The organism is Mesorhizobium sp., assembly GCF_041661565.1.
Classification (GTDB): Bacteria; Pseudomonadota; Alphaproteobacteria; order Rhizobiales; family Rhizobiaceae; genus Mesorhizobium.
Window position 1 is genome coordinate 1 of record NZ_JBAZUD010000071.1, and the last position, 26,143, is coordinate 26,143.

Annotated in this window: 23 protein-coding genes; 17 read left to right on the forward strand and 6 right to left on the reverse strand. The window is 64.0% G+C overall.

What is annotated here, in order from left to right; all coding sequences use genetic code 11:
* From choV to WC739_RS14250, 3 genes are all read right to left on the reverse strand, one after another.
* On the reverse strand, window positions 1-885 hold an 885-nt coding region (gene choV / locus WC739_RS14240), incomplete at its 3' end, for a choline ABC transporter ATP-binding protein (protein ID WP_372953676.1).
* Window positions 882-1,736, reverse strand: a complete 855-nt coding sequence (gene choW / locus WC739_RS14245; protein WP_372953677.1) for a choline ABC transporter permease subunit — start codon at window positions 1,734-1,736, stop codon at window positions 882-884. The genes choW and choV, both read right to left, overlap by 4 nt.
* A gap of 137 nt (window positions 1,737-1,873) precedes the next feature.
* Window positions 1,874-2,809, reverse strand: a complete 936-nt coding sequence (locus WC739_RS14250) for a choline ABC transporter substrate-binding protein (RefSeq protein WP_372953678.1) — start codon at window positions 2,807-2,809, stop codon at window positions 1,874-1,876.
* Window positions 2,810-3,069: 260 nt separating this feature from the next.
* Between WC739_RS14250 and WC739_RS14255 the strand changes: the two genes are divergently transcribed.
* The 8 genes from WC739_RS14255 to WC739_RS14290 all read left to right on the forward strand — a co-directional run bounded on the left by WC739_RS14255 (window position 3,070) and on the right by WC739_RS14290 (window position 13,362).
* Window positions 3,070-3,681, forward strand: a complete 612-nt coding sequence (locus WC739_RS14255; protein ID WP_372953679.1) for a thymidine kinase — start codon at window positions 3,070-3,072, stop codon at window positions 3,679-3,681.
* Between the two features lie 127 nt (window positions 3,682-3,808).
* Window positions 3,809-4,198: a cytochrome c family protein gene (locus WC739_RS14260; RefSeq protein WP_372953680.1), complete on the forward strand. Its 390-nt coding sequence runs from the start codon at window positions 3,809-3,811 to the stop codon at window positions 4,196-4,198.
* A gap of 330 nt (window positions 4,199-4,528) precedes the next feature.
* Window positions 4,529-5,617, forward strand: coding sequence for a hypothetical protein (locus tag WC739_RS14265; protein ID WP_372953681.1), 1,089 nt, complete (start codon window positions 4,529-4,531; stop codon window positions 5,615-5,617).
* A 33-nt stretch (window positions 5,618-5,650) separates the two neighbouring features.
* On the forward strand, window positions 5,651-6,796 hold the full coding sequence (locus WC739_RS14270) for a hypothetical protein (RefSeq protein ID WP_372953682.1): 1,146 nt from the start codon (window positions 5,651-5,653) through the stop codon (window positions 6,794-6,796).
* Between the two features lie 24 nt (window positions 6,797-6,820).
* A complete protein-coding gene (locus tag WC739_RS14275) occupies window positions 6,821-8,731 on the forward strand; it encodes an ATP-binding protein (protein ID WP_372953683.1) in 1,911 nt (636 codons plus the stop codon).
* A gap of 165 nt (window positions 8,732-8,896) precedes the next feature.
* Window positions 8,897-10,204, forward strand: coding sequence for a DUF6638 family protein (locus tag WC739_RS14280; RefSeq protein ID WP_372953684.1), 1,308 nt, complete (start codon window positions 8,897-8,899; stop codon window positions 10,202-10,204).
* 34 nt (window positions 10,205-10,238) lie between these two features.
* Window positions 10,239-11,363: a DUF2333 family protein gene (locus WC739_RS14285; RefSeq protein WP_372953685.1), complete on the forward strand. Its 1,125-nt coding sequence runs from the start codon at window positions 10,239-10,241 to the stop codon at window positions 11,361-11,363.
* A 319-nt stretch (window positions 11,364-11,682) separates the two neighbouring features.
* Window positions 11,683-13,362 (forward strand): formate--tetrahydrofolate ligase, encoded by a 1,680-nt coding sequence (locus tag WC739_RS14290; protein WP_372953686.1) that lies wholly within the window; start codon window positions 11,683-11,685, stop codon window positions 13,360-13,362.
* A gap of 67 nt (window positions 13,363-13,429) precedes the next feature.
* Here the strand turns inward: WC739_RS14290 and WC739_RS14295 are convergent, their stop codons facing one another.
* Complete coding sequence (locus WC739_RS14295) at window positions 13,430-14,074, reverse strand: cysteine hydrolase family protein (protein WP_372953687.1); 645 nt, start codon at window positions 14,072-14,074, stop codon at window positions 13,430-13,432.
* A gap of 131 nt (window positions 14,075-14,205) precedes the next feature.
* Between WC739_RS14295 and WC739_RS14300 the strand changes: the two genes are divergently transcribed.
* The gene (locus tag WC739_RS14300; protein ID WP_372953688.1) at window positions 14,206-15,201 is read left to right on the forward strand and encodes a helix-turn-helix domain-containing protein; all 996 of its coding nucleotides are present in this window, start codon (window positions 14,206-14,208) and stop codon (window positions 15,199-15,201) included.
* A 60-nt stretch (window positions 15,202-15,261) separates the two neighbouring features.
* Here WC739_RS14300 and WC739_RS14305 read toward each other — a convergent pair whose 3' ends face one another.
* Both WC739_RS14305 and WC739_RS14310 read right to left on the reverse strand, forming a co-directional pair.
* The gene (locus WC739_RS14305) at window positions 15,262-15,870 is read right to left on the reverse strand and encodes a cytochrome b/b6 domain-containing protein (RefSeq protein WP_372953689.1); all 609 of its coding nucleotides are present in this window, start codon (window positions 15,868-15,870) and stop codon (window positions 15,262-15,264) included.
* A 5-nt stretch (window positions 15,871-15,875) separates the two neighbouring features.
* Window positions 15,876-16,142: a PepSY domain-containing protein gene (locus tag WC739_RS14310; protein WP_372953690.1), complete on the reverse strand. Its 267-nt coding sequence runs from the start codon at window positions 16,140-16,142 to the stop codon at window positions 15,876-15,878.
* Window positions 16,143-16,304: 162 nt separating this feature from the next.
* On the opposite strand from WC739_RS14310, the gene WC739_RS14315 reads away from it, so the two are divergent.
* The 8 genes from WC739_RS14315 to WC739_RS14350 all read left to right on the forward strand — a co-directional run bounded on the left by WC739_RS14315 (window position 16,305) and on the right by WC739_RS14350 (window position 26,117).
* Window positions 16,305-16,964, forward strand: a complete 660-nt coding sequence (locus WC739_RS14315) for a response regulator (protein WP_372953691.1) — start codon at window positions 16,305-16,307, stop codon at window positions 16,962-16,964.
* Entirely contained in the window at window positions 16,961-18,295 is a 1,335-nt protein-coding gene (locus tag WC739_RS14320; protein ID WP_372953692.1) for an ATP-binding protein, read from the forward strand. Before WC739_RS14315 ends, WC739_RS14320 begins: the two co-directional genes overlap by 4 nt.
* A 166-nt stretch (window positions 18,296-18,461) precedes the next feature.
* Complete coding sequence (locus tag WC739_RS14325) at window positions 18,462-18,923, forward strand: DUF4126 domain-containing protein (protein WP_372953693.1); 462 nt, start codon at window positions 18,462-18,464, stop codon at window positions 18,921-18,923.
* A complete protein-coding gene (locus WC739_RS14330; protein WP_372953694.1) occupies window positions 18,920-20,296 on the forward strand; it encodes an FAD-containing oxidoreductase in 1,377 nt (458 codons plus the stop codon). Before WC739_RS14325 ends, WC739_RS14330 begins: the two co-directional genes overlap by 4 nt.
* A gap of 114 nt (window positions 20,297-20,410) precedes the next feature.
* Complete coding sequence (locus tag WC739_RS14335; RefSeq protein ID WP_372953695.1) at window positions 20,411-21,580, forward strand: MFS transporter; 1,170 nt, start codon at window positions 20,411-20,413, stop codon at window positions 21,578-21,580.
* Window positions 21,581-21,677: 97 nt separating this feature from the next.
* The gene (locus tag WC739_RS14340; protein ID WP_372953696.1) at window positions 21,678-22,733 is read left to right on the forward strand and encodes a succinylglutamate desuccinylase/aspartoacylase family protein; all 1,056 of its coding nucleotides are present in this window, start codon (window positions 21,678-21,680) and stop codon (window positions 22,731-22,733) included.
* Window positions 22,734-22,978: 245 nt separating this feature from the next.
* Window positions 22,979-25,168 carry an anthranilate synthase gene (locus tag WC739_RS14345; RefSeq protein WP_372953697.1) on the forward strand — a complete coding sequence of 730 codons (2,190 nt, stop codon included), beginning with the start codon at window positions 22,979-22,981 and terminating at the stop codon, window positions 25,166-25,168.
* Window positions 25,169-25,190: 22 nt separating this feature from the next.
* Window positions 25,191-26,117, forward strand: coding sequence for a cation diffusion facilitator family transporter (locus tag WC739_RS14350; RefSeq protein WP_372953698.1), 927 nt, complete (start codon window positions 25,191-25,193; stop codon window positions 26,115-26,117).
* Window positions 26,118-26,143: the final 26 nt, after the last annotated feature.

Sequence of the window (26,143 nt, forward strand, 5' to 3'; positions counted from 1 at the left end):
GTCCGTTCCCTGTTCGAGGTCGCGACGGTCGCGCATCACGTTCCAGGCGGTCAGCACCGACAGCGGGTTCACATTGGCGATGAAGTCGCGGACATAGTCGTTGGCGGGGCGCAGCACGATGTCTTCAGGGGCGCCGGTCTGCACGATGCGCCCGCCCTCCATGATGGTGATGTGGCTGCCGATCTTGAGCGCTTCCTCGAGGTCGTGGCTGACGAAGATGATGGTCTTCTTCAATTCCGCCTGCAGCTGCAGCAATTCGTCCTGCAGCTTGGTGCGGATCAACGGGTCGAGCGCGGAGAACGGCTCGTCCATCAGCAGGATCGGCGCCTCGGTGGCGAAGGCGCGGGCAAGGCCGACGCGCTGCTGCATGCCGCCCGACAGCTCATGCGCGTATTTCTTCGACCACTGGTCGAGATGGACCAGCTTGAGCTGCTTGAGCACGCGCTCCTTGCGTTCCGCCTCGGGCACGCCGGCCAGTTCGAGGCCGAGGCCGACATTCTCCTCCACCGTGCGCCAGGGCAGCAGGCCGAACTGCTGGAACACCATCGCCACCTGTTTCTGGCGCAGCCGCCGCAGCGTGGCCTGGTCGCAGGTGACGACATCGACGATCTTGTCGCCATCCTTGACCAGCACCTGGCCGCGCGACACGACATTCAGCCGGTTCACCGCCCGCAGCAGCGTCGACTTCCCCGAGCCCGACAGGCCCATCAGTACGGAAATCTCGCCCTCGTTCACCGTCAGGCTGGCGCCCGCGCAGCCCAGCACATTGCCGGTCTTCTCGAGGATTTCGGCGCGCGTCGCGCCCGCGTCGATCATCGCCAGCGAGCCGGCCTGGTCGGCGCCGAAGACGATATCGACGTTCCTGAAATCGACGGCGACGGTCATTTCTTGCCTCCAACGGCGATGCGGGTCATCCGGTCGAGCACGATGGCGAGCACGACGATGGCCAGGCCCGCCTCGATGCCGAGATCGATGCGGCGCGAGCCGAGCGCCCGGTTGATCTCGGTGCCGAGACCGCCGGCGCCGATCAGCGCGGCGAACACCACCATCGACAGCGACAGCATGATGGATTGCGTCAGCCCGGCCATGATGGTCGGCAGCGCCGAGGGCAGTTCCACCTTCCAGAGCAACTGGCTCTTGGTGGCGCCGAAGGCCTCGCCGGCCTCGACGATCGACTTCGGCACGGAGACAACGCCGAGATGGGTAAGCCGGACCGCGGTCGGGATGACGAAGATGATGGTCACGATGAGGCCCGGCGCATTGCCGAGGCCGAACAGGGTCAGCACGGGGATCAGGTAGACGAAGGTCGGCAGCGTCTGCATCAGGTCCAGCACCGGCAGCATGATCCGGTAGACCTTCGGCTTGTGCGCCGCCCAGATGCCGAGCGGCACGCCGATGGCCATCGCCATGGCGGCGGCGGCGACGACCAGCACCAGCGTCTGCACCGTCTGCTTCCAGAGGTTCTGGTTGATGATGAAGATCAGGCCGAGGAACACGCCCAGCGCGAGCGGGCGCGAGCGCTGCAGCAGCCAGGCGATTCCGGCGATGACCAGCGCCAGCAGCACAGGCGGCACCATCAGCAGGATGCCGACCAGCCCGTCGAGCAGGAAATTGAGGCCATTCGAGAAGGCCCTGAACACAGTGTCGAAATTGTCGGTGAGGAAACCGAAGAACGCTTTTCCCCAGGCGCCGATCGGAATCTTGTGATCGACCATGAATTTCGAAATCGGATCCATATCGCCCCTCTCATCCGGAGACCGCCCGCCCTCGGCCCCTGCTGTCGTCACGTCATCTTGTCACAGGATATGAAAAAGGGCAGCCCTTTCAAAGTTGGCTGCCCTTTCCGTTTCGGTCAAACCGAAATCGCGCCGGCTCAGCTTCCGAGCGCGGTCTTGATCGCCGCGGCGGCATCGCCGCCGTCGAAGGTCGTCACGCCGGCGATCCATGGGGTGATCGCATCGGGGTTCTTCTTCAGCCAGTCGGTCGCCACCGTGTTGGCGTCGCCGCCCTTCAGGATCGCGTCCATCATCTGGCCTTCCATGTCCAGGTTGAACTTCAGATTGGCGATCAGCTTGCCAGCGTTCGGGCATTCGGTGGTGTAGCCCTTGCGCACGTTGGTGTAGACGGTGGCGGCGCCGAAGCCGCTGTCGCCCATGCCGTCGAGATAGGTGATCTTCATGGCGCCCATCACCGGATGCGGCGTCCAGCCGAGGAAAGCGATCCACTCATTGTTCTTCATCGACTGCTCGGCCTGCGTCAGCATGCCGGCCTCCGAGGATTCGACCAGTTCGAAGCCCTCGAGATTGTCCTTCGGGTTCTTGATCATGTCGAGGATGATGCGGTTGCCGTCATTGCCGGCCTCGATGCCGTAGATCTTGCCGTTGAACTTGTCCTTGAACTTTCCGATGTCGGTCAGCGACTTGACGCCGGCGTCCGCCACATAGGTCGGCACCACGATGCCGTAGCCGGCGCCGGTCAGGTTCGTGCTGATCGTCTCGACGGATCCATCGGCGGTATAGTCCTTGATGTCGTTGGTCATCGACGGCATCCAGTTGCCGAGGAACACGTCGAGGTCCTTGTTCTTCAGCGAAGCCATGGTCACCGGCACCGACAGCTGGATCACCTGCGGCTCGTAGCCGAGCGCCGTGAGCAGGACCGAAGCGACGCCGGTCGTCGCCTGGATGTCGGTCCAGCCGACATCGGAGAGGCGCACCGCCTTGCAGCTTGCCGGGTCGCCGGCAAAGGCAGCGCTCGTGGACAACAGAGCCGCCAGCCCAAGGCCGGCGACGAAAGAATTCATACGCGACATAGACAATCTCCCATTTCGATTCTTTGGCGAAGCGACGTCACGGTTTCTCTGCCCGCCTTGCATTGTCAGCCAAACACCATTCTGGTGTGGTTTCAAGCACCAAGACAATCACGATCAACGGCGCGGACTGGCCAAACCGCGACACCGACGACGCTTTCGAAGGGCGCCCAGGCCCGAGCAGGCTGGTCTCCGCGGCTTTTCTGGGGGAATGCGATGGCGCCCCCTCCCCGCATCGCGGCAAGTCGGCTTAAAAGAGCGGCATGGCCAAGCTCTATTTCCACTACGCGACGATGAACGCCGGCAAGACCACGATGCTCTTGCAGGCATCCTACAATTATCGCGAGCGCGGCATGGCGACGATGCTGTTCGTCGCCGGACACTACGCCAAGGGCGACGCCGGCCTGGTCTCGTCACGCATCGGCCTGGAGTCGGAAGCCGAGATGTTCCGCGACGGCGACGACCTGTTCGCGCGCGTCGCCGAGCACCACGACCATGCGGCCGTCCATTGCGTCTTCGTCGACGAGGCACAGTTTCTCGAGGAGGAGCAGGTCTGGCAACTGGCCCGCATCGCCGACCGGCTGAACATCCCGGTCATGTGCTACGGACTGCGCACCGATTTCCAGGGCAAGCTGTTTTCCGGCTCGCGCGCGTTGCTGGCCATCGCCGATGACCTGCGCGAAGTGCGCACGATCTGCAGTTGCGGCCGCAAGGCAACGATGGTGGTGCGCCTCGGACCGGACGGCAAGGTGGCCCGCCAGGGCGAGCAGGTGGAGATCGGCAAGGATGTCTATGTCTCGCTGTGCCGCCGTCACTGGGAGGAGGAGATGGGCCGCGTAGCGCCAGATGATTTCATCGGCTTTATCAGCACCTGACGGCGCCGTGCTTTGCCCGGTGCAGTGCGGCCGCATGGACCATCCCCTCCCCAATCCCGGCACGATGCAGCGTTTGTTAAGGCCTCGGCGCTATAAGGCCGCCAGCCAGAGCTCTCCGGGGTCAGCCATGCTTCGAGCCGTTTCGTCCGCCAGCATCCTTCTCCTTGCCACTTCGATTGCCGCGCATGCCGGCGGTGATCCGGCCCTGGGCAAGAAGGTCTTCAACCGGTGCATTGCCTGCCATGAAGCGGCCACCGACCGCGACAAGATCGGCCCGCATCTGCATGGTGTCGTCGGCCGCACCGCCGGCACCGCCGACAGTTTCCTTGGCCACTATTCCGAAGCGATGAAGAGCGCCGGCGCCGCCGGTCTCGTCTGGGACGAGGCCAACCTCGCCGAATATCTCAAGGCGCCCCGACTCAAGGTGCCCGGCAACAAGATGGCGTTTGGCGGCCTCGCCAACGACGACGACATCGCCAATGTCATCGCCTATCTCAAGGCCGATCCCAAGCCCTGAGCAGCGGCACATCTCCCCAACGGGCTGGTTCGCGCAGACCTGTGGGAGCCGCCGACTGTTCAGTCCTTTGTCGACTTTCCGACCGCCCGCGCCGGCGGCCAATGAATGCCTCACCGTCGCTTTGCCGGTCGCGAAGTTCAACAACAGCTGAACTACGTCCAGCCGGCTGGCTAGTCACGCCATGCACACGCTTCCATTGGCTTTCAAGGCCGAGATGAATTCTTTTGTTTTCACAGCGGGGCTTGTCTTGCGTCTTTCAATCCCCTGATACCCCACATATATTCACCGCTGTTCGCGATCAGCGACCTGATGCCGAAGCGGGAGGGCCCTATGGCGACATTGCAGAATTTCGACGCCGAAATTGCCAAGACCAAGCAGGTCGTGCAGGACATGCGCTCCAGGATCGAGCAGTCCGGCAGCGTGCTCGACACGCTCGCCAAGGCCGACAAGAAGATCGGCGACGCCAATTTCGACATCGAGAACGCCCGCATCGAGGACGTGCTGAAGCAGCAGAAGGTGATGGAAGGCAACATCGCCGACCTCATCATCGGGCTCGAGGACGCCACCAACGTGTTCGGCGCCGAGTTCGAGAGCATGAAGAACTATTCAGGCTGGGAAAACTTCGTCGGCATCTTCTCCAGCCAGAGCAAGCAGCGCATGCGCACCGACCGAGTGCGCAACATGTCGCTGGCCGGCAATCTGCAGGAGTTGCTGGCGAAATCCGACACCATCGTCGGTATCCTGAAGGCGCAGAAAGAGATTCTCGACCAGCGCTACAAGACCTCCGAGGCCAGCCTCTCGCAGGTCATCGAGCGCCGCAAGTCCACAATGTCCAATCTCGAGGCGGTGCAGAAGCGTATCGAGGAGCTCAATCCGATGCTGCTCGACATCGAGAACAGGATTGCGGCTTCGACCAGCCAGAAGGACCGCACGCAGCTTGAGGGAGAACGCTCGGTTCTCGCCACCGAATACAATGAGAGACAGGCCAAGGAGCAGGAGCTGCTGGCCGAGAGCCAGACGCTGGAGCGCTACACCTCGATGTTCCAGACCTTCGTCGACTCGCTCAACAACCAGATCGCCGCGCAGGCGACGCTGATCAACAAGCTGACCATCGATACCGAGCAGCGCATCGTGCTCTACAAGGCGCTGGAAGATTCCTTGAAGACCGCCGCACAGCAGGACGTCGCCCACAAGATCAACACGCTGGGGAGCCAAGTCGACAACACGGCCGAGGAGACCATGGCCGGCATCGGCGCCGCCTCGCAGAAGCACATCGGCGACCTGCTCGAGATGCACGAGAAGAACATGGTTGCCAGCGCCGACATCCAGCGCCGCAAGAAGCTGGCCGACGATGCCTTCGCCCGCCGCTTCGACGAAGTGCTGAAGAAGCACAATTCGGCAAACTACGTGCAATCGTAAGGAGTGGCAGGGACCGCCGGCGAGCGCATAGGCATGACCCCCGAAAACGAAGCGGCGGCACGGTATTTCTCCTCCATCACCGCAGCACTCAGCGGCCTTGAGATATTCATGCGCGACGATCGCTCGCCGCTCTACCGGCACGGCATCGTCGCCAAGATTCTGGCCGAATACATCGCCCGGCTCGACAGATCGTTTTCCTGCTGGCGCAACCGGCTGGGCTTCACGGACACGTTCCGCATCTCCCGCGCCGAAAGCGGCTTCCCGGTCTTCCAGAACCTGCTCGAACTGGAGAACGACCGGCGCCAGGCGGACAGCCGGCTGGCCAACATCCCGCTGGCCGGCGAACTGCGCGAGGAGATGGCCGACTTCATCCTGCGCCACAAGGAATTCCCCGAGGCGCTGCGCAAGTCGATGGCCGAGCGGCTGTATCTGGAAGACGTCAAGAGCGAGCAGACCTTCGGGCCGTTCACGCTGGCGCAGACCGTCAAGGTTTCGGTCAATCCGAAGACGGCCCGGCCCTATTATCTCGTCCACTGGGCGACCTTCGACGGCAGCGCCAACCTGCCGCTGGTCTACATGGTGACGGTGGAGGATTCCTCCGAGAACATGATCCGCCAGCTCGTCGACCGCGACGGCAAGCTCAACGACAAGGTCGACATTCCGCTGCCGGTCGACGGCCTGCTCAATCCCGAGCTCGCCCACCGTTTCGACGATTTCACCCAGAAGAACTCGGCCTACACGCTGTCGCCGGCGACGATCGCCGTCAATCTCGACAAGGATTTCGAACCGCTGCACCCCAAGCAGCTGCGCCGTGTCGTGCTCGGCCCCTTCTATTCGGCCGGCATCACCGACAACAACTCGACGGTGACCGAGGTGCTGGCCAAGGTGCGCAAGCCGGAAAACGCCTGGCTGCTGACCTGGACCATCCAGGAAGTCTATTCCAAGGGCGAGAAGCCCGGCCGCAAAGGGCTGTTTTCAAGCGAGAAGACGACGCAGGAATTCTTCATCAACACCGACGATTTGGAAGCCGCGCGCCAGGGCGTGTCGAGCTACGAAAACCATGCGCTGATCCCGCACGAAGCCTACCAGGCGCTCTACGCCGCCGGCGAAGCACAGAAGATCTTTGGCGGCTACAAGGTTCACATCCTGTCCAACGGACAGGTGATCTCGGATGTCTGACCGTAACACCACGGAGCACACTTCATGGACACCGGCCTGACCACCATCCCGGAAGCGGCGATCGAGAAGCACCGCGCCACCGCGCAGAGCTTCATCACCCGCATCGTCGTGCTGGAGGATCCCTCACGCGAGTCCGGCACGGCCCTGGCCGGCACCAACCGTCGCTTCGTCTCCACCGTCTCGGTCGGCTCGGTTCGCCGCACGCGTGAGGTCGAACTCGCAAAGACCGTCGCCGCCATTCATCCCGACGACCAGCTGATGAGCATCCCGCAGCACACGCTGCTGTATCGGGCCCGGCGTGGCACGGCGATCGCGCTCGCCATCTCGGACGTCTTCGCCGAGGGCTCCGACCTCGAAAGCCTGCAGGCCAGGAATGCCCGGGCGCCGCTGGAAGGCGGTGAAGCCGCAACCTTCAAGAAGCTCCTGTCGGCCTCCGCCTACATCTCGGCTTTCAGCCTCGCGTCCTATCTGTTCCAGCTGATCGACAGCGACGGCGAAGCACCCAATGACATGCCCGAGCCGGACTTCCTGTTCGACACGCCGCAGGACGCGGTGAAATCGATCATCGCCGGCCTCGACAAGGCGATAGCGGGCACGAAAGACGATGCCGACCTGATGACTAGGGCGCGCGCCTTCGCCCGCGTCGCCATCGACGGGCTGCTGGCGCGCAAGGGACGTTTCGACGGCATCGGCCCGTTCGAGAACGCCCATATCCGCATCGATGCCGACGATTTCACCCTCGATGGCTTCGATGTCGCCCCCGGCAAGCGCTCCAAGCCATTGGTGATGACCTTCAAGAAGCCGGAAGAGGTCGTCGGCAACCACATCGCCAAATACCAGTCGGTCAAGCTGGCCAAGATGCTGATGGCCTATGATTTCGAGCGTGAGCTGAACCCGTTCGTCGAACTCGGCGGCTTCCTGTTCACCTTCATCGGCGATGGCGCGCCGGGCACCGGCAAGACGACGCTGATCCAGATGATCGCCGGCCTCGTCAACGGCTACTGCCAGGTCGCCGGCTATCCCTTCGCCTACGAGAATTTCGGCGTCGACCAGATTTCGTCCTACCAGGGCAAGTCGGGCCAAAACTGCCGCCAGTTCATCAACAACGTCCTGAACCCGCGCGTCATCGGCTTCGGCACCATCGACGACATCGACCAGGTGGCGGCGCGCCGCTCCGACGACCGCGCCTCGGCCGGCCAGCAGGAGATCACCGGCGTCCTGATGGATGCCTTCGCCGGAGCGGGCACGGTGGTGCGCGGCAACTGCTCCTTCGGCATGTTCTCCAACTATCCCGAAAATGTCGACGATGCGCTGCGCCAGCGCGCCGGCGCACGCTGGCTGGTCGACGGCCCGCAGACCCGCGACGACTACATCGACATCTTCGTTCTGCTCGCCGGCAAGAACCACAAGATACCGCTCGGCGACCACGAGCTCTACGCCGCGCAGGAAATCCAGCGTGCCGTGACCGAGGCCTATGAGGAGCATGAGAAGCCGCAGGAGGACGGCCTGATGCGGGTCTATGAGCGCTACATGAAGGAGAACGGCGCGCCGAAATCCATGGCCGACATCGGCACCTACCTGCACCTGATCAAGGATGCCGAGCCGCGCTTCACCGGCCGCGCCATCAAGAACGTCACCGACGCCATCAAGATGCGCGCCATGGACATCGAGCTCCCCGACGACTGGTTCGAGAAACCGGAAGCCTTCATGCACAAGGGCTACGACGAGAAGAAGGCCATGATCGAGGAATTGCGCGGCCCGTTCTCGATGGACATGGTCATGCAGGAGATCAACCGCTATGCCGACAGCGAGTTCCGCTATTCCGACAAGTCAGACGACGCCGCGGTGGAAAAGCTGCTGCGCGACGCCAAGCTGCGCGAACGCGCGGCGCGCGAGATGGAGGAGATGAAGAAGAAGGGGGTTTGGAATGCGTGATGTGAGCTCGCCTTCCCTTCTCCCCTTGTGGGAGAAGGTGTCGCCGCAGGCGACGGATGAGGGGGGTTCCAGGGAACGCCAGCGCCTCACTCTGTTGGAACACCCCTCATCCGTCTCGGCGCTGTCGCGCCGATCCACCTTCTCCCACAAGGGGGAGAAGGCAAGATGAACCACCCCGCCAAGAAGCCCGACCTGCTTCGCGACAATGAGCTGATCTACGGCCGTTTGCTCACCATCGATGAGCCGCATCTCATCCAGCGCTACAACAAGGCGCTGGCGGCGTTCGGGCTCGAGCCCACCAAGCTGAAGAGCTTCCAGATCGACCGCACCGGCTTCTCGCCCGAAGTGGCCGAGGAATGCGGCGACCATGACTATCTCGATCCCGGCGAGGTCAATCGCCGCTTCATCATCCTGACGCCGTCGCAGATCGACCTGCCCGTCGTCCATACCGCCTTCTCCAACACCTCGCAGTTGATGTTCGAGTTCATGTCCAGGAACCAGCGCGCCATCGACGCGCTGACCATCAAGGACGTCATCTACGGCGAGATCGAGGATTCGGTTCCGAAGGTCAACGACATCGAGGACCTGCTGTCGATCAGCCAGGTCGAGTTCAAGGTGCTGTCGGCGGAGGACGTGCTGGGCAAGGCCGCCGAGCTTGGCAAGCTCGTCGACCGGCTGAAGCAGGAGCCCGACGCCTGGCGCGACAGCGCCATGCTGACCCGCATGGTCGAGCTCGCCAAGGTGTGCGGCGACATCCGCGAGAACGCGCTGGTGCCGGACCAGGTGATTTTCCGCCACAACGCCTACTGGACCAGCCATTTCGGCGGGCTCTATGTATTCGTCGACCCGGACGTCACGACCGTGATCAGCGATCCGGCGGCGCCTGGCTTCCGCCGCTCGCGGCCCTGGCAGGTCAGCTACATCTCCATTGCCGATGCCGACAAGGTGTTCAAGTTCCTGGCGTCCACCGGCCGCGTTGAACTGCCGCGCGCGTCCTGGGTCGAAACTTCGGGCTATCTCGAGCACCGGGCCGAGATGGTGGTGCGCGCGCTGATCCGCGACGCCGAACCCGACCGCAACCTGACCGATGTCGACAAGGTCTGGCTGCAGACCTGGATCCAGAGCCATGCCGACCTGATCACCAGGGACGGCAACTTTCCCTTCCTCAACGCCGCCAAGCGCGAAATCGCCCAGTTGGGTCGCCTCAAGATCGAGGACGTACCCCCATCACAGCGTTTTCTGGTGATCCGCGCCAAGCCCGATCATCCCGATGCCTGGCTGACCAACCAGTTGATCTCGGATTTCGTGCCCTCCGACTTCGTGTCGCGCTACATCTTCAACAAGCAGGGCTTCTACAAGGACTATGGCGGCTTCAGCGATGCCTGGCGATCGCATGTTGTCGACGTTCTGAAAAGCACATATTTGAAGGACAAGGTGGCGTTCCGCACGCGCCTCTACGGCCTGACCGACTGACGGCCCGACTGACCGACTGAGGGGTGACATTGCCATGCTCGATCCGATCGTGAACTTCTTCGTCGGGATCTTCCAGTGGATAGGCCGCGGCATCGGCCTGTTCATCGGCGTCATCCTGTGGCCGTTCATATGGGCCGGCAGCTGGTACACGCGGCGCGGCTGGATCCTCAAGACCGCGGTCGGCGTCGCTTTGCTGGTGCTTGTCGGCCTCTACGCCAACTTCTTCTACGCCACCCAGTGGTGGAACAATTTCAACCCGAACTATCCGGAGATCTATAGCTTCAAGAACCGCAACGTTTCCGCCGGCGAACAGGTCGCCGCCGGTGCCGGTACGGACACCGCCAAGACCTGCGGAAATTCCGGCATCGCCCAGGTGGCGGCCGACCTCACCGACTTGAACGTCAACCAGAATGCCTGGATCTCGTCGATGATCCTCTACAAGCTCGGCCTGTTCGGCATCGACTGGGATCACACGCCATGGATGGACAACAAGGCTTCGTTCCAGCGCGGCATCAACCAGGCGGTGCGCCGTACGGCGACCGAGCTTGCCGACAATCTCGGCCGCGTGCGCACCACCTCGCAGATCGACGGCGATCTGCAGAATGCCCGTGGCAATCTGCAGTTCGACGAGGAGACCTGGTATTTCGGCCTGAACCCGTTCGGGCCCAAGACGCCGACGCCGAGCTACTATCGCGACGCCGTGCGCATGCTGCGTTCCTTCAACGCCCGGCTCGCCACCTGCCAGGCAACCTTCGATGCCCGCGCCGACAATCTGAAGCAATATATCGATCGCATCTCGTCGGACATCGGTTCCACGTCGGCGATCCTCAAGGAGCGCGCCGAGAACCACAATAATGGCTGGTTCGATTTCCGCGCCGATGACCGCTACTGGTTCGCCTATGGCCAGCTCTATGCCTATTACGGCCTGATGAAGGGCGCCCAGGCCGATTTCGAGGACGTCATCAAGGAAAAGCACCTGCAGAACCTTTGGGAAACGATGGACGCGCAATTCGTCTCGGCGCTGAAGATCCAGCCTTTCATCATCGCCAACGGCCGCGAGGATGGCTGGCTGCTGCCGACGCATCTGACGACGATGGGCTTCTACGTGCTCAGGGTGCGCTCCAACATGGTCGAAATCAGCAACGTGCTGGCGCAGTAGGCCCGTCCACAGCCAGCAATGCCGATGGCGAATTTGCGCCGTCGCCTCTGTCGCATTCCGTGCATTGTGCGGCTGTTTTGAGACGGCGGAGCGACGCGTCCTCTGGCTCTTATACGGCGCGTCAACCGGGCCAGGAAGACCGTCGGCAAGTCGGTCGGTCCGCCGGGAAGTTTTCTTCATAGGAACAATACTGCATGCAGGTTGAAGCCGTGGCAGCGACAGGGTTGGAACATGCCCGCCCGCGCTGGCCCGTTTCCACCATGCGTTCGAGCGAGATCAAACCCATCCCCTCCACCGTCCAATCCAGAGGAAAGCCGTCATGGCCGAAGTGAAGTCCGACATCGAGATCGCGCGCGGCGCCAAGAAGAAGCAGATCCAGGAGATCGGCCAGAAGATCGGCATCCCGACCGAACATCTGCTGCCCTACGGCCACGACAAGGCGAAGATTTCCGCCGAGTTCATCAAGTCGGTGAAAGGCAACAAGGACGGCAAGCTGATCCTCGTCACCGCCATCAACCCGACGCCGGCCGGCGAAGGCAAGACAACCACCACGGTTGGCCTTGGCGACGGCCTGAACCGCATCGGCAAGAAGGCGATCGTGTGCATCCGCGAGGCCTCGCTTGGGCCGAATTTCGGCGTCAAGGGCGGGGCCGCCGGCGGCGGCTACGCGCAGGTCGTACCGATGGAGGACATGAACCTCCATTTCACCGGCGATTTCCACGCCATCACCACGGCGCACAACCTTCTGTCGGCGCTGATCGACAACCACATCTACTGGGGCAATGAGCTCGGCATCGACACCCGCCGCGTCGTCTGGCGCCGGGTCATGGACATGAACGACCGCGCATTGCGCGAGATCATCTGCTCGCTCGGCGGCGTCGCCAACGGCTTCCCGCGCGAAGGCGGCTTCGACATCACCGTCGCCTCGGAAGTCATGGCGATCCTGTGCCTGTCGACCGACCTCAAGGACCTCGAGAAGCGCCTCGGCGACATCATCGTCGCCTACCGCCGCGACAAGTCGCCCGTCTATGCCCGCGACCTCAAGGCCGACGGCGCAATGGCCGTGCTCTTGAAGGACGCCATGCAGCCCAACCTGGTGCAGACGCTGGAGAACAATCCGGCCTTCGTGCATGGCGGCCCGTTCGCCAACATCGCGCATGGCTGCAACTCGGTGGTTGCCACCACGACGGCGCTGAAGCTCGCCGACTATGTCGTCACCGAAGCCGGCTTCGGCGCCGATCTCGGTGCTGAAAAGTTCTTCGACATCAAGTGCCGCAAGGCGGGCCTGAAGCCGGCGGCGGCCGTCATCGTCGCCACCGTGCGCGCCATGAAGATGAATGGCGGCGTGAAGAAGGAAGACCTCGGCAAGGAAAACGTCGAGGCGGTGAAGAAGGGCTGCGCCAACCTTGGCCGCCACATCGAGAATATCCGCCAGTTCGGCGTGCCGGCGGTGGTGGCCATCAATCACTTCTATTCCGACACCGACGCCGAGATCCAGGCGATGAAGGACTATGTCGCCTCGATGGGCGAGGAAGCGATCCTTTGCAAGCATTGGGCTCACGGCTCGGCCGGCATCGAAGACCTCGCCAACAAGGTGGTGGCGCTGGCCGAATCCGGCGCCTCGCAGTTCGCGCCGCTCTATCCCGACGCAATGCCGCTGTTCGAGAAGATCAACACCATCGTCCAGCGCATCTATCGCGGCTCGGAGGCGATCGCCGACAAGTCGGTGCGCGACCAGCTCAAGGCCTGGGAAGACGCTGGCTACGGCAATCTGCCGGTCTGCATGGCCAAGACGCAATATTCGTTCTCGACCGATCCGAACCTGCGCGGCGCGCCGACCGGCCACACCGTGCCGGTGCGAGAGGTCAGGCTTTCGGCGGGCGCCGGCTTCGTCGTCGTCATCTGCGGCGAGGTCATGACCATGCCCGGCCTGCCCAAGGCGCCGTCCTCGGAAAAGATCTTCCTCAACGAGGCCGGCCAGATCGAAGGCCTGTTCTAGCCTTTTGCCTCGAGATCAGAAGAAGGGCGCCGCAGCGATGCGGCGCCCTTCCTGTTTGCGAATCGTCCTACGCCGCGCTGCGCGCCAGCGCCCGCTGATTGGAAGCGTAGATCGTGTCGCGCTCCGGCAAGGTGCCGATCTTCAGGCACTCGGCCCACTCGGCGGTCTTCAGCACCGCGGCGAAGCGCGACTGCAGAATGATCGTCACCACCCGGTGGATCTCCTCGGCCGAGGCATAGCCGGCGCTGTTGGCGTAAGGCACCGAGCCGGTCGCGTCGGACAGGAACTCGACCGCAAACCCCATATGCACGGCATGGATGATGGTCGACAGGTCGCAATTATGCGTCATGTAACCGACGACCGTTATCGTATCGATGGCGTTGGCACGCAGCCACGCTTCGAGATCGGTGCCGGTGAAGGCGGAGGGCAGCATCTTCTCGACATAGTGGTCGCGATTGCGCCTGGCGATCTCCGGATGCAGTTCGCTGCCGTGACTGCCCTTGGCGAAGATCGGCGAAGTCTCGGGCGCCATCTGCTTGACCACCGCCACCTTGATGCCGGCCGCCGCCGCGGCGTCCATGGCACGTGCCACGTTGACGACGCTGTCGCGGAACGGCGGATGCTGGATGGCCAGACTGCCGCCATCATAATCATTCTGGACGTCGACGACGATCAGCGCGCGGCGCGGCGTGGTGTTGGTTGACACAGACATGGTGTTTTCCTTTTTTTCGGCTTGACTGCGATGGCCGAAAATAGGCCCTCTGATGAACGGCCATAAGTGGCCCGATTGACATCATTCGTAAGAATTGAGACAATCAGACCTTCACTTGTTGGAAGCAGCCCGTGACCACCCCGATCATTGCCGCGCTTGCCTTCGACGGCATCAGCCCGTTCCATCTCTCCGTGCCTTGTCTGGTGTTCGGCGCCGACCGCACCAGGCTCGGCCTGCCGCGCTTCGACTTCCGTGTCTGCGGGATCGAGGCGGGCATGATCCAGACCGAGGCCGGGCTGAGCATCCTTGTTGCGCACGGGCTGTCCGCGCTCGACGATGCCGACATCATCATCATCCCCAGCTGGAAGGATCTCGAAGCGCCTCTGGCCAAGCCGCTCAACGAAGCGCTCGGCCGCGCGCACCGCCGCGGGACGCTGATCGTCGGCCTGTGCCTCGGCACCTTTGCCATCGCCGCCACCGGCCTGCTTTCCGGCCGGAAGGCGACAACGCATTGGGCCTATACGGACCAGTTGCAGGCCTTGCATCCCGACATCGCTGTCGATGCCGACGTGCTCTATGTCGATGACGGCGACATCGTCACCTCCGCCGGCGTCGCCGCCGGACTGGACTGCTGCCTGCATATCGTGCGCGCTCGTTATGGCGCCGAGGCGGCGCTCCGACTCGCCCGCCACGTCGTGCTCTCGCCCCACCGGCAGGGCGGGCAGGCGCAGTTCATCGAGCGTCCCGTGGCAAAAAGCGCGAATGCCGACCGCTTCACCCACGCGCTTGACGCGGTGCGCGCTGCCCTCGGCGAGACACACAGCCTCGACAGCGTCGCCGAAGCTGCCGGCCTGACTCGACGCACCTTCACCCGCCGCTTCCAGAAATCGATCGGCACCAGTTTTGGGGATTGGTTGACCAACCAGCGGATCGAACTGGCGCAACGCCTGCTGGAAGCCACGGAAAAATCGATTGATATCGTTGCCTTCGAAGCCGGCTTCGGTAGCGCCACCTCGCTGCGTCAGCATTTCGCGGCGAGGCTCAGGACATCGCCTGTGCAATACCGGCGGGAATTCTCCAGGCGGGTGGATCGGGACGAACAAGTGGCGCGGGCCCTGTCATCTTGAGATCGAACGACAGGGGGCGCCGCGTCGACGTGGCGCCCTTTGCATTTCCAGTCTCCGGGGTTAGGTGACGTCTTCCGGCGATGGCGCGCGTTTGCGGCCGGTGACCATGGCGCGAACCAGGTTCTCGTGATGGCGCAGGCTGGCCAGCAAAACGCCGCCGACATGAAGCCCTATCAGCACCAGGATTCCGTTGCCGAGGATTTTGTGCGTGTCCTCGACCCAGGCCACGCCCCACCAGGCATCCGTGGTCTGCATCCAGCCGGTAAGCGCAATGCCTGCCACGCAGGCAAGAAGCGCAAGCACCATGGCCCCGCCGGCGGGGTTATGGCCGAGATAACGTCGTTCGTGGCCATTCGCCACATCGGCGAGATACGAGCTCACCGCGCCCGGCCCACGGACGAATTGACGAAACCGCGTGTATCCTGACCCGGCCAGGCCGGCGATCAGCCGTGAGGCTATCAGGACACCGGCGCTGTACCCGGCCAGCACATGCACCTTCATGATTTCTCCGGAGGAAAGCCACGCCACCGCGACGCACAGGACAAGCGACCAGTGAAAGAGGCGGACGTAGAGGCTCCAGACCTTGATCGTGGCTTCCCGTGTCGAGCCGACCGAGGTTTCTTGGATCGACCCTCGCGAGGTTTCCCGCGTCGAGACGGTGGCGTTCATAGGGATCAACCGTCGTCGGAATCGGCGCCGACCGACTCGAGCGTCTTGGGGTTGAACACGCCTTCAAGCTTCTTGCCGTTGGCATCGAGCGCCTTGGCCTCGTAGCAGCCGTTTTCCGTCTTGATGCTGCGAACCTTCCAGCCTTCGCTTTCGAGCTTCTTCTGCAGGGCCTCGCGCGGTTGCCACTGGTCGGTCGGGACATCGCATTTGTCGGCGGCGAAGGCGGGCCCCGCGAATGCCAATGCCAGCGCGGCCAGGATCAGCGTCTTCATCTTCGTTTCTCCATCGGCCAATTCCGATGTGGCGGACCCTGCCCGTGAAAGCTGACAGCAGCCTGAACGTGCATCGCATCGGGCAAATGCCGCAATTGGCTTTCGTTCAGCTTCCTGTCAGCTTGATGCCGCATGAGGAGGCCGTGCTGACATGGAGGCGAAGTGCGCGTTCTGCTGATCGAGGACGACCCTCTTCTGGGCGAGGCGGTGCGCGATCATATCGCGTCGCACGGCCATGCCGTGGACTGGAGCACGACGCTCGGCGAGGCGCGCGACCACCTGAATGTCGTTTCCTATGAACTCATCCTGCTCGATCTCCATCTGCCGGATGGCAAGGGTCTCGACTTCCTCAAGGCTTTGCGCGGCAAGGGCAGCGACACGCCGGTCATCATCCTGACGGCCCGCGACCAGCTCTCGGACCGGATAGAAGGGCTGAATTCCGGGGCTGACGACTATCTCGTCAAGCCGTTCGACCTCGGCGAACTGTCCGCGCGCCTCGCCGCGGTCGCACGGCGCTATACGGGTAATCCGAACCCTTTGCTCCGGCTCGGACGGGTCGAGATCGATCAGGCCGCCCGGCGGGTTGTCGTGGAAGGCACCGAGTCCATGCTGACGTCCCGCGAATGGGCGGTTCTGGAGCAATTCCTGCGCCGGCCCGGCACGACCGTCGGCAAGGACCAGATCGAGGATGCCCTCTACGCCTTCGGCGCGGAGATAGAAAGCAACACCGTCGAAGTCTATGTCAGCCGCCTGCGCAAGAAGATCGGCCGCGAAGTCATCACCACCGTCAGGGGGCTGGGCTATCGCCTTGCGTCCCCATGAAGGTTTTCAAGAGCCTCGCCGGACGCCTCGTGGCCTCCCTGCTCTTGGTCACGGTCGCCTTCGGGATGGTCGCGGCGGCCACGGGAAGCATCACCCTGCATCGTGAAATCAACGAGGCCATGGACGGTGCGATGCAGGAAGCCGCGCGCCGACTGCTGCCGCTGGTCATCGACGACCTCTTCGGGCGCGATCCGTCGCAATCGCCCCGCAAATTGGCCGATGCCGTTTCCGACGACGACGGCGACCGGCTGATCTTCCAGGTGCGCGACGCCAGCGGCCGTGTCCTCATGCACTCCCACGACGCGCCCGCCGAGCCGCTGGCGGCCGAACTCGTTCAGGGCTTCGCGGAGGCGGCCGGATGGCGCATCTACACCCAGTCCGCGGTCAGCGGCACGGTCTTCATCCAGGTGGCCGAACTCGACGCGCGGCGCAATGAGGAAACCCTTGAAGCCGCCACCGGCTTCCTGGTGCCGATGGTCATGCTCATCCCGTTGACGGCGCTGGCTGCATGGCTGGCGCTTGCGCGCTCGCTCAGGCCCATCGCGACATTGCGCGGGGAGATCAGCGCCCGCCATGGCGACAATCTGGCGCCGATCCGCAGCGAGGGCCTGCCCTTGGAACTCGCCGCCATCGCCAAGTCGGTCAACAGCCTGATGCAGCGCCTGAGCATGGCGCTTGACGCCGAAAAGGAATTCACCGCGAACGCCGCGCATGAATTGCGCACGCCGATCGCCGGTGCGCTGGCGCAGACGGAGCGGCTGATCGCCGAGGCTCCTGACGAGGCCGCGCGAAAACGCCCGCGCCAGATCAAGGCTGCGCTTTCAAACCTGGCCGGCCTGTCCGAAAAGCTGATGCAGCTGGCCCGCGCCGACGCGGGCGTGGCCGTCGCCGGCAAGTCGGCCGACCTGGCCGCGGTTGCCGCACTGGTTGTCACCGACTTCGAACAGCATAGCCAAAACAGGGGCCGTCTTCATCTTGAAACCTCCGCAAACGGCCAAGTACGCGCCGCCATCGACACGGATGCACTGGCCATCGTGCTGCGCAACCTGATCGAAAATGCCTTGCGTCATGGCGCCGAGGATGGACATGTCGTGGTCCGGATCGACGAAGACGCCAGGCTCAGCATCATCAACGGGGGTCCTGTGGTCGCCGCCCCGGACAGACTGGTCAAACGCTTCGAACGGGGCGCGACACGGGCCGAGGGATCGGGCCTTGGCCTGGCGATCGTCAGCCGCATCCTGCAACAGGTCGACGCGACGCTTGTCCTCAATTCACCGGCATCCGGCCGGCGGAATGGCTTCGAGGCCATCGTCCGCTTTCCCGCCGCCTAGGTCAGCCGCCTTGCCGACGACGCCGGATTGACGGCGCCGGGCGCTGGCAATGTCGGGTGCGACCGGTCGATTCCGTTTTTTCGGAGCCATGCGCTTTTCAAATGCAACGCCTATGCTAGCCTGCTCTCTCCCGGACTGTCCTGGCCCGGTGATCGAGGGGACCAGCATGCTGTATGTTCTTGCACTTCTGATCGGTGTGATTGCCGGTCTGCGCGCCATGACCGCGCCGGCCGCGATCGCCTGGGGCGCCTATCTCGGCTGGCTGCCGGTCGCAGGCACCTGGGCCAGTTTCATGAGCCATTGGGCCGCCGTCGGCATCTTCACCATCCTGGCCATCGTCGAACTGGTGACCGATCAGTTGCCGTCGACGCCCAGCCGCAAGGTGCCGCAGCAGTTCGGCGCCCGCATCCTGCTTGGCGCCTTCAGCGGCGCGGTGATCGGCGCCACCGCCGGGTCAACCATTGGCGGCCTGATCGCTGGCGCCATCGGCGCCGTCATCGGCACGCTGGGCGGTGCGGAAGCGCGCGGCCGCCTTGCGGCAGCGTTCGGCAAGGATCCGCCCGCCGCCTTCATCGAGGACGCGGTGGCGATCATCGGCGGCCTGCTGATCGTGGCCGCGGTGGCATGACGGCCAAAACTTTCGACGCCATTATCATCGGCGCCGGACAGGCGGGATCGCCCCTGGCGGGCCGCCTGTCCGCCGCCGGCATGAGCGTGGCGCTGATCGAGCGCAAGCTGGTCGGCGGCACTTGCGTCAACACCGGCTGCATGCCGACCAAGACCATGGTGGCCAGCGCCTATGCCGCCCATCTGGCGCGGCGCGCCGCCGACTATGGCGTGACGCTCGGCGGCCCCGTTGGGGTCGACTATGCCAGGATCAAGGCGCGCAAGGACAAGGTGACGATCGACGCCCGGACCGGGCTGGAAGACTGGATCGCTGGGATGGACAAATGCACGCTCTATCGCGGCCATGCGCGTTTTGAATCCGCCAACACGGTGCGTGTCGGCGATGACCTTCTGACCGCCGGAAAGATTTTCCTCAACACCGGCGGCCGCGCCTCGGTGCCCGACCTGCCAGGCATTCACGACATCGACTACCTGACCAATTCGTCGATGATGGATATCGAGGTCCTGCCGCGCCATCTGATCGTCGTCGGAGGCAGCTATATCTCGCTTGAATTCGCGCAGATGTTCCGCCGTTTCGGCTCGGACGTCACCGTCATCGAGAAGAGCCCCCGGCTGACCGGGCGCGAGGACGAGGACGTCTCGGCCGCCATCCTGTCGATCCTCGAGAACGAAGGCATCGCGGTCCATGTCGGCGCCGACGACATCGCTTTCGCCAGGCAAGGCAACGACATCGCCGTGACCTTCGCGGCCGGCCAGCCGCCTTCTGTCGGCTCGCATGTGCTGCTGGCGCTGGGCCGCACGCCCAACACCGACGACCTCGGCCTCGACAAGGCGGGCGTCGCGGTCGACAAGCGCGGCTTCGTCACCGTCGACGACCAGCTGCGCACCAGTGTGCCCGGCATCTGGGCGATGGGCGACTGCAACGGCAAGGGCGCCTTCACCCACACCTCCTACAACGACTACGAGATCGTCGCCGCCAATCTGCTCGACAATGATCCGCGCAAGGTCAGCGACCGCATCGAGGCGTACGCGCTCTACATCGACCCACCGCTCGGCCGCTGCGGCATGACCGAGGCGGCGGTGAAGAAATCAGGCCGCCGCGCCCTGGTTGGCCAGCGGCCAATGACCCGCGTGGGCCGCGCGGTGGAAAAGGGCGAGACGCAAGGCTTCATGAAGATCCTCGTCGACGCCGACACCAGGGAAATCCTCGGCTGCTCGGTGCTCGGCCCCGGTGGCGACGAGGCCGTGCATTGCGTGCTCGACCTGATGTACGCCAAGGCGCCCGTCGACACGCTGGCGCGGGCCGTGCACATCCATCCGAATGTCTCGGAGCTGTTGCCCACCATCGCCCAGGAACTGAAGCCGCTGGTCTGACGCGCCTCCTTTCAGCTCCCGGCTTTCTGCATTGCTCCATTGCAGCAATGTGTCTTGCGCATGGCGCGGCCAGTCGCGAAGTTTGCGATTGAACCGATTCAGTCTGGACGCCCCATGCCCTTGCCGATCCTCGCGCTTGCCATTGCGTCCTTCTGCATCGGCACCACCGAATTCGTGATCATGGGCCTGCTCCCCGAAGTCGCCGCCGATCTTGGCGTGTCGATCCCTTCGGCGGGCCTGCTCGTCACCGGCTATGCGCTTGGTGTCGTCTTCGGCGCGCCGATCGTCGCCATGGCCACCGCGCATCTGCCGCGCAAGCCGGTTCTGGTCGGTCTCGCCGCTCTGTTCGTCGTCGGCAATCTGTTCTGCGCCATCGCGCCAAACTACTGGACCCTGATGGCCGCGCGCGTCGTCACCGCCTTCGGCCACGGCGCCTTCTTCGGCATCGGCTCGGTCGTCGCCGCCAGCCTGGTGCCGCGCAACAAGCGCGCCAGCGCCATCGCGCTGATGTTCGCCGGCCTGACGCTGGCCAACATTCTGGGCGTGCCCGCCGGCACCGCGCTAGGCGAGGCCTTCGGCTGGCGCGCCACCTTCCTGGCCGTGGTCGGCATCGGGCTGATTTCGGTGGCGGCCATCGCCTGGCTGGTGCCGTCGGATGTCACTGAACCCAGCGGCGGTGGACTGCGCGGCGAATTGCGCGTGCTGGGCAAGCTGCAGGTCTGGCTTGCGATGCTGATCGCGGCGCTGACCTCGGCCAGCCTGTTCACCGTCTTCACCTACATCAAGCCTTACCTGACCGACGTTTCCGGCCTGTCGACCTCGGCGGTCACCTGGGTGCTCCTGCTGTTCGGCGCCGGCATGACGATCGGCAACATCATTGGCGGCCGCCTGGCCGACTGGAAGCTGATGCCGACGGTCATCGTCACGCTGCTGGCAATGGCGGTGCTGCTGGTCGGCTTCACGCAGTTCGGTTCGATCGCCAATGTTGCCATCGGCATCGTCTTCGTGTGGGGCCTGCTCATCTTCGTCGTCGTGCCGCCGCTGCAGATCCGCGTTGTCGAGGCGGCCTCCGAGGGACCGAACCTCGCCGCAACGCTGAACCAGGGCGCCTTCAATGTCGGCAATGCCAGCGGCGCCTGGATCGGCGGCCTGTCGCTTTCCGCCGGTGTTTCCTACGCCAGCCTGCCGCTGGTCGGCGCCCTGATCGCCTTGCTAGCCGTCGGCGTCGCGGTGCTGTCGCAAGCGCTAGAGCGCCGGGTGCCGGTGGCGCAACCCGCCGAATAGCAGCGCTCGACACAGGCTCTCCAACCGCGGTCCGGACCACTCGACAGCGCATTGCCAACAGTGCATGTCTTGCCCCTCTCATCTCGGAGGCACCCCCATGCGCAAATCGATCGAACGCATCGCCGGCGAAAGCGAAGGCGCGTCCTACGAATTCCCGTTATTTCGTCTTGCCGGAACCGACAAGGCCGCCCCGTCGGCCTATCTGCAGGCAGCACTCCATGCGGGCGAGCTGCCGGGGGTCGTCGCCATCGACTTGCTGATGCCGATGCTCATCAAGGCCGAAGCCGAGGATCGCGTGAAGGGCGACATCACCATCGTACCGTGGGCCAACCCGATCGGCCGCGCGCAATATCATTTCGGCGAGCATCAGGGCCGCTTCCATCTCGGCAGTCGCGCCAATTTCAATCGCGGCTTTCCGCTGCTCGCCTCGCCCGACCCGGCACTTCTGCCGAACACCACCCTTGGCAGCGCCGACCAGCGGCTCAAGACACGGTTGCTGCAGCTATCGCTCGGCCACGACATCGTGCTCGACCTCCATTGCGACGACGAGGGCCTGGCCTATCTCTACGTCCACACCAGCCTGTGGCCGGCAATGGCCGATTGCGCTGCCGCCCTTGGCGTCGGCGCGGTCGTGTTGTGGAGCGAGGATACGGACGGCACGTTCGAGGGCGCTTCGGTCATGCCCTACCAGAACGCTCCCGCCGATGTGGCGAAGCTCGACCGCCGCGTCGTTACCACGGTAGAATATCGCGGCATCCTCGATGTCGACGGCACGCTGGCAAGAGCCGACGCCGACGGCCTATACCGGCTGCTGGTGGCGCGCGGCACGGTTGTCGATCCCGACCTCCCCGCCCCCGGCCCGTTCACCGGCGTCGTGGCGCCGCTGGAAAACATCGACATGATGCCGTCGCCCCGGGCGGGTGCCGTGCTTTACAACGTCAAGCCGGGCGACCGGGTCGCCAGGGGCGATCGCCTCGCCACCATTATCCACGCACCGGGCGAAACCGATGGTCACACCGAGGTGTTCGCACCGCAGGACGGCATCATCCTGACCCGGCGCTCGCGCCGCATCATCCGCGCCGGCGAAGACCTGCTGAAGCTTGTCGGCGGCAGGAAAAGCGCCGACGCGAGGTCGGGCACGCTGGAGGACTGAACTTCACCACCTTCATGGAATCCAGTTGCGCGCCTGTTCAATCGCCGCTATGGGAATCGACATGAACATGCGTTCGACCAAGACCATTTGGTGGTGGGCCTGCTGACAGCGGCCTGTTCGAACGCGCGTGCGTGAAAATAGAGGGTGGCCGCAACGGAAAGTCCGGGCGGCCATTTGTTTTTCAAGCCATTCCCGGGTCCGTTGCCCCAAGAAGCTGACACCAAAAGACGCTGATGGAGACGGCAATGACGATGAAGGTTCTGGACAACGGCGCGGAGCGCTTCGTGACGGCGGGTGGCATAACCATCACCCGCGAGCGCCACGACCGGCCCTATGCGGGCGCGATCGACACCTATGTCGACGGCTTGAATTCGCGCCGGGGCGCTGTGTTTTCCTCTAACTATGAGTATCCCGGCCGCTACACGCGCTGGGACACCGCCATCATCGACCCGCCGCTGGTGATCTCGGCGCGTGGCCGCGCCATGCGCATCGAGGCGTTGAACGGCCGTGGCGAGGTGCTGCTGCCGGTCATCGGCAAGGCGCTCGACAGCCTGGCCGATGTCACCATCGCCGAGACGTCGAAGACACTGATCCGCCTCGAAATCGCCAAGCCCGGCCGGGTCTTCACCGAGGAGGAGCGCAGCCGCGTCCCGTCCGTCTTCACCGTGCTGCGCGCCATCACTGCCCTGTTCAAGACCGCGGAAGACGCCAATCTCGGCCTCTACGGCGCCTTCGGCTACGATCTCGCCTTCCAGTTCGACCCGGTCGACTACAAGCTCGAGCGCAAAGAGAGCCAGCGCGACCTGGTGCTGTTCCTGCCCGACGAGATCCTCGTCGTCGACCATTATTCCGCCAAGGCCTGGACCGACCGCTACGACTATTCCGGCGATGGTTTCTCGACCGAAGGCCTGGCGCGTGACGACATCGCCGAGCCTTTCAAGACCGCCGACCGCATTCCGCCGCGCGGCGACCATGAGCCGGGCGAATACGCCAACCTCGTGCGCAAGGCGATGGACAGCTTCAAGCGCGGCGACCTGTTCGAGGTCGTGCCGGGCCAGATGTTCTACGAGCGCTGCGAGACGCAGCCCTCTGAGATTTCGCGCAAGCTGAAGTCGATCAACCCGTCGCCATATTCCTTCTTCATCAATCTGGGCGAAGGCGAATACCTGATCGGCGCCTCGCCCGAAATGTTCGTCCGCGTCAACGGCCGCCGCGTCGAAACCTGCCCGATCTCCGGCACCATCAAGCGCGGCGACGATGCCATTTCGGACAGCGAGCAGATCCTGAAACTGCTCAACTCCAAGAAGGACGAATCCGAACTCACCATGTGTTCGGACGTCGACCGCAACGACAAGTCGCGGGTCTGCGAACCCGGCTCGGTGCGTGTCATCGGCCGCCGACAGATCGAGATGTATTCGCGCCTGATCCACACCGTCGATCACATCGAGGGCCGGCTGCGCGAAGGCATGGACGCCTTCGACGCGTTTCTCTCGCACGCCTGGGCGGTCACCGTCACCGGCGCGCCGAAGCTTTGGGCCATGCGCTTCATCGAGCAGAACGAGAAGAGCCCGCGCGCCTGGTACGGTGGCGCCATCGGCATGGTCAATTTCAACGGCGACATGAACACCGGCCTCACATTGCGCACCATCCGCATCAAGGACGGCATCGCCGAGGTGCGCGCCGGCGCGACCTTGCTCTTCGACAGCATTCCCGAGGAAGAAGAAGCCGAAACCGAACTGAAGGCCTCCGCCATGCTCTCCGCCATCCGCGACGCCAAGACAGGCAACTCCGCCAGCACCGAGCGCACCACAGCGCGCGTCGGCGACGGGGTCAACATCCTGCTCGTCGATCACGAGGATAGTTTCGTTCACACGCTGGCCAACTATTTCCGCCAGACCGGAGCCAATGTCTCGACCGTGCGCACGCCAGTACCGGATGAGGTCTTCGACCGGCTGAAGCCCGACCTCGTCGTGCTCTCGCCCGGGCCAGGCACACCCAAGGATTTCGACTGCGCCGCGACCATCCGGCGGGCCCGATCCCGCGACCTGCCGATCTTCGGCGTCTGCCTAGGCCTGCAGGCGCTGGCCGAGGCCTATGGCGGCGAACTCAGGCAGTTGCATGTGCCGATGCACGGCAAGCCGTCACGCATCCGTATCTCGAAGCCGGGTATCATCTTCTCCGGCCTGCCCAAGGAAGTCACCGTCGGCCGCTATCATTCGATCTTCGCCGATCCGGTGCGCCTGCCCGATGATTTCATCGTCACGGCGGAAACCGAGGATGGTGTCATCATGGCTTTCGAGCACCGCAAGGAGCCTATCGCCGCGGTGCAGTTCCACCCGGAATCGATCATGACGCTCGGCCACAATGCCGGCATGCGCATCATTGAGAACATTGTCGCCCACCTGCCGCGCAAGGCCAGGGAAAAGGCTGCCTGACACTATGGCCGAAGTCGGGAACATGACGGTCGAGGCGAAGGCCATCGCGAAGCGCAGGGTTGCCAACCTTGCCTTCTGGTCGATCATCATCGCCTTTGTCGTGCTGGCCCTGAAACTGGCTGCCTGGTACATCACCGGCTCCGTCGCGCTCTATTCGGACGCGCTGGAATCCATCGTCAACGTCATCGCTTCCGTGGCCGCCTTCTGGGCGATCCAGGTCAGCTACAAGCCGGCCGATCAGGATCACCCGTTCGGCCACCACAAGGCCGAGTATTTCTCGGCCGTGCTCGAAGGCGTGCTGATCGTGCTGGCCTCTCTCCTGATCCTCAATGAGGTCTGGCGCTCCTGGCAAACCCCGAAGCCGATCGAACAGCCCTGGAACGGCCTTGCCGTCAATGGCGTCGCCACCATCATCAACGCCTTCTGGGCCTGGACGCTGATCAGGGTCGGGCGGGCGGAGAAGTCGCCGGCGCTGGTTGCCGACGGCAACCACATCATGACCGACGTGGTGACCTCGATCGGGGTCTTCGGCGGCCTGATCGGGGCGATCCTGACCGGCTGGCAGATCCTCGATCCGGCCCTTGCCGTCATCGTGGCGCTCAACATCCTGTGGCAGGGCTGGCATGTCATCGGCTCGTCGATGAACGGGCTCATGGACCGCGCCGTCGACACAGCGGAGCACATACGAATTCGCGATATCATCTCGGCCAATTGCAAGGGCGCGATGGAGGTTCATGACCTGAAGACGCGCATCGCCGGCCGCGCCACCTTCATCGAGTTCCATCTCGTCGTCGACGCCGACATGACGGTCGGCGCCAGCCACGTCATCTGCGACCGCATCGAGGACGCACTGAAGGCCGATATCCCCTCCGTGCGCGTCACCATCCACGTCGAGCCCGACGACGAGGCCAAGCTGCCCAAGGGCACGACAGCCGTGCCGTTTGCGTGAGGCGGGTCACCACGTCTCGATGGCGA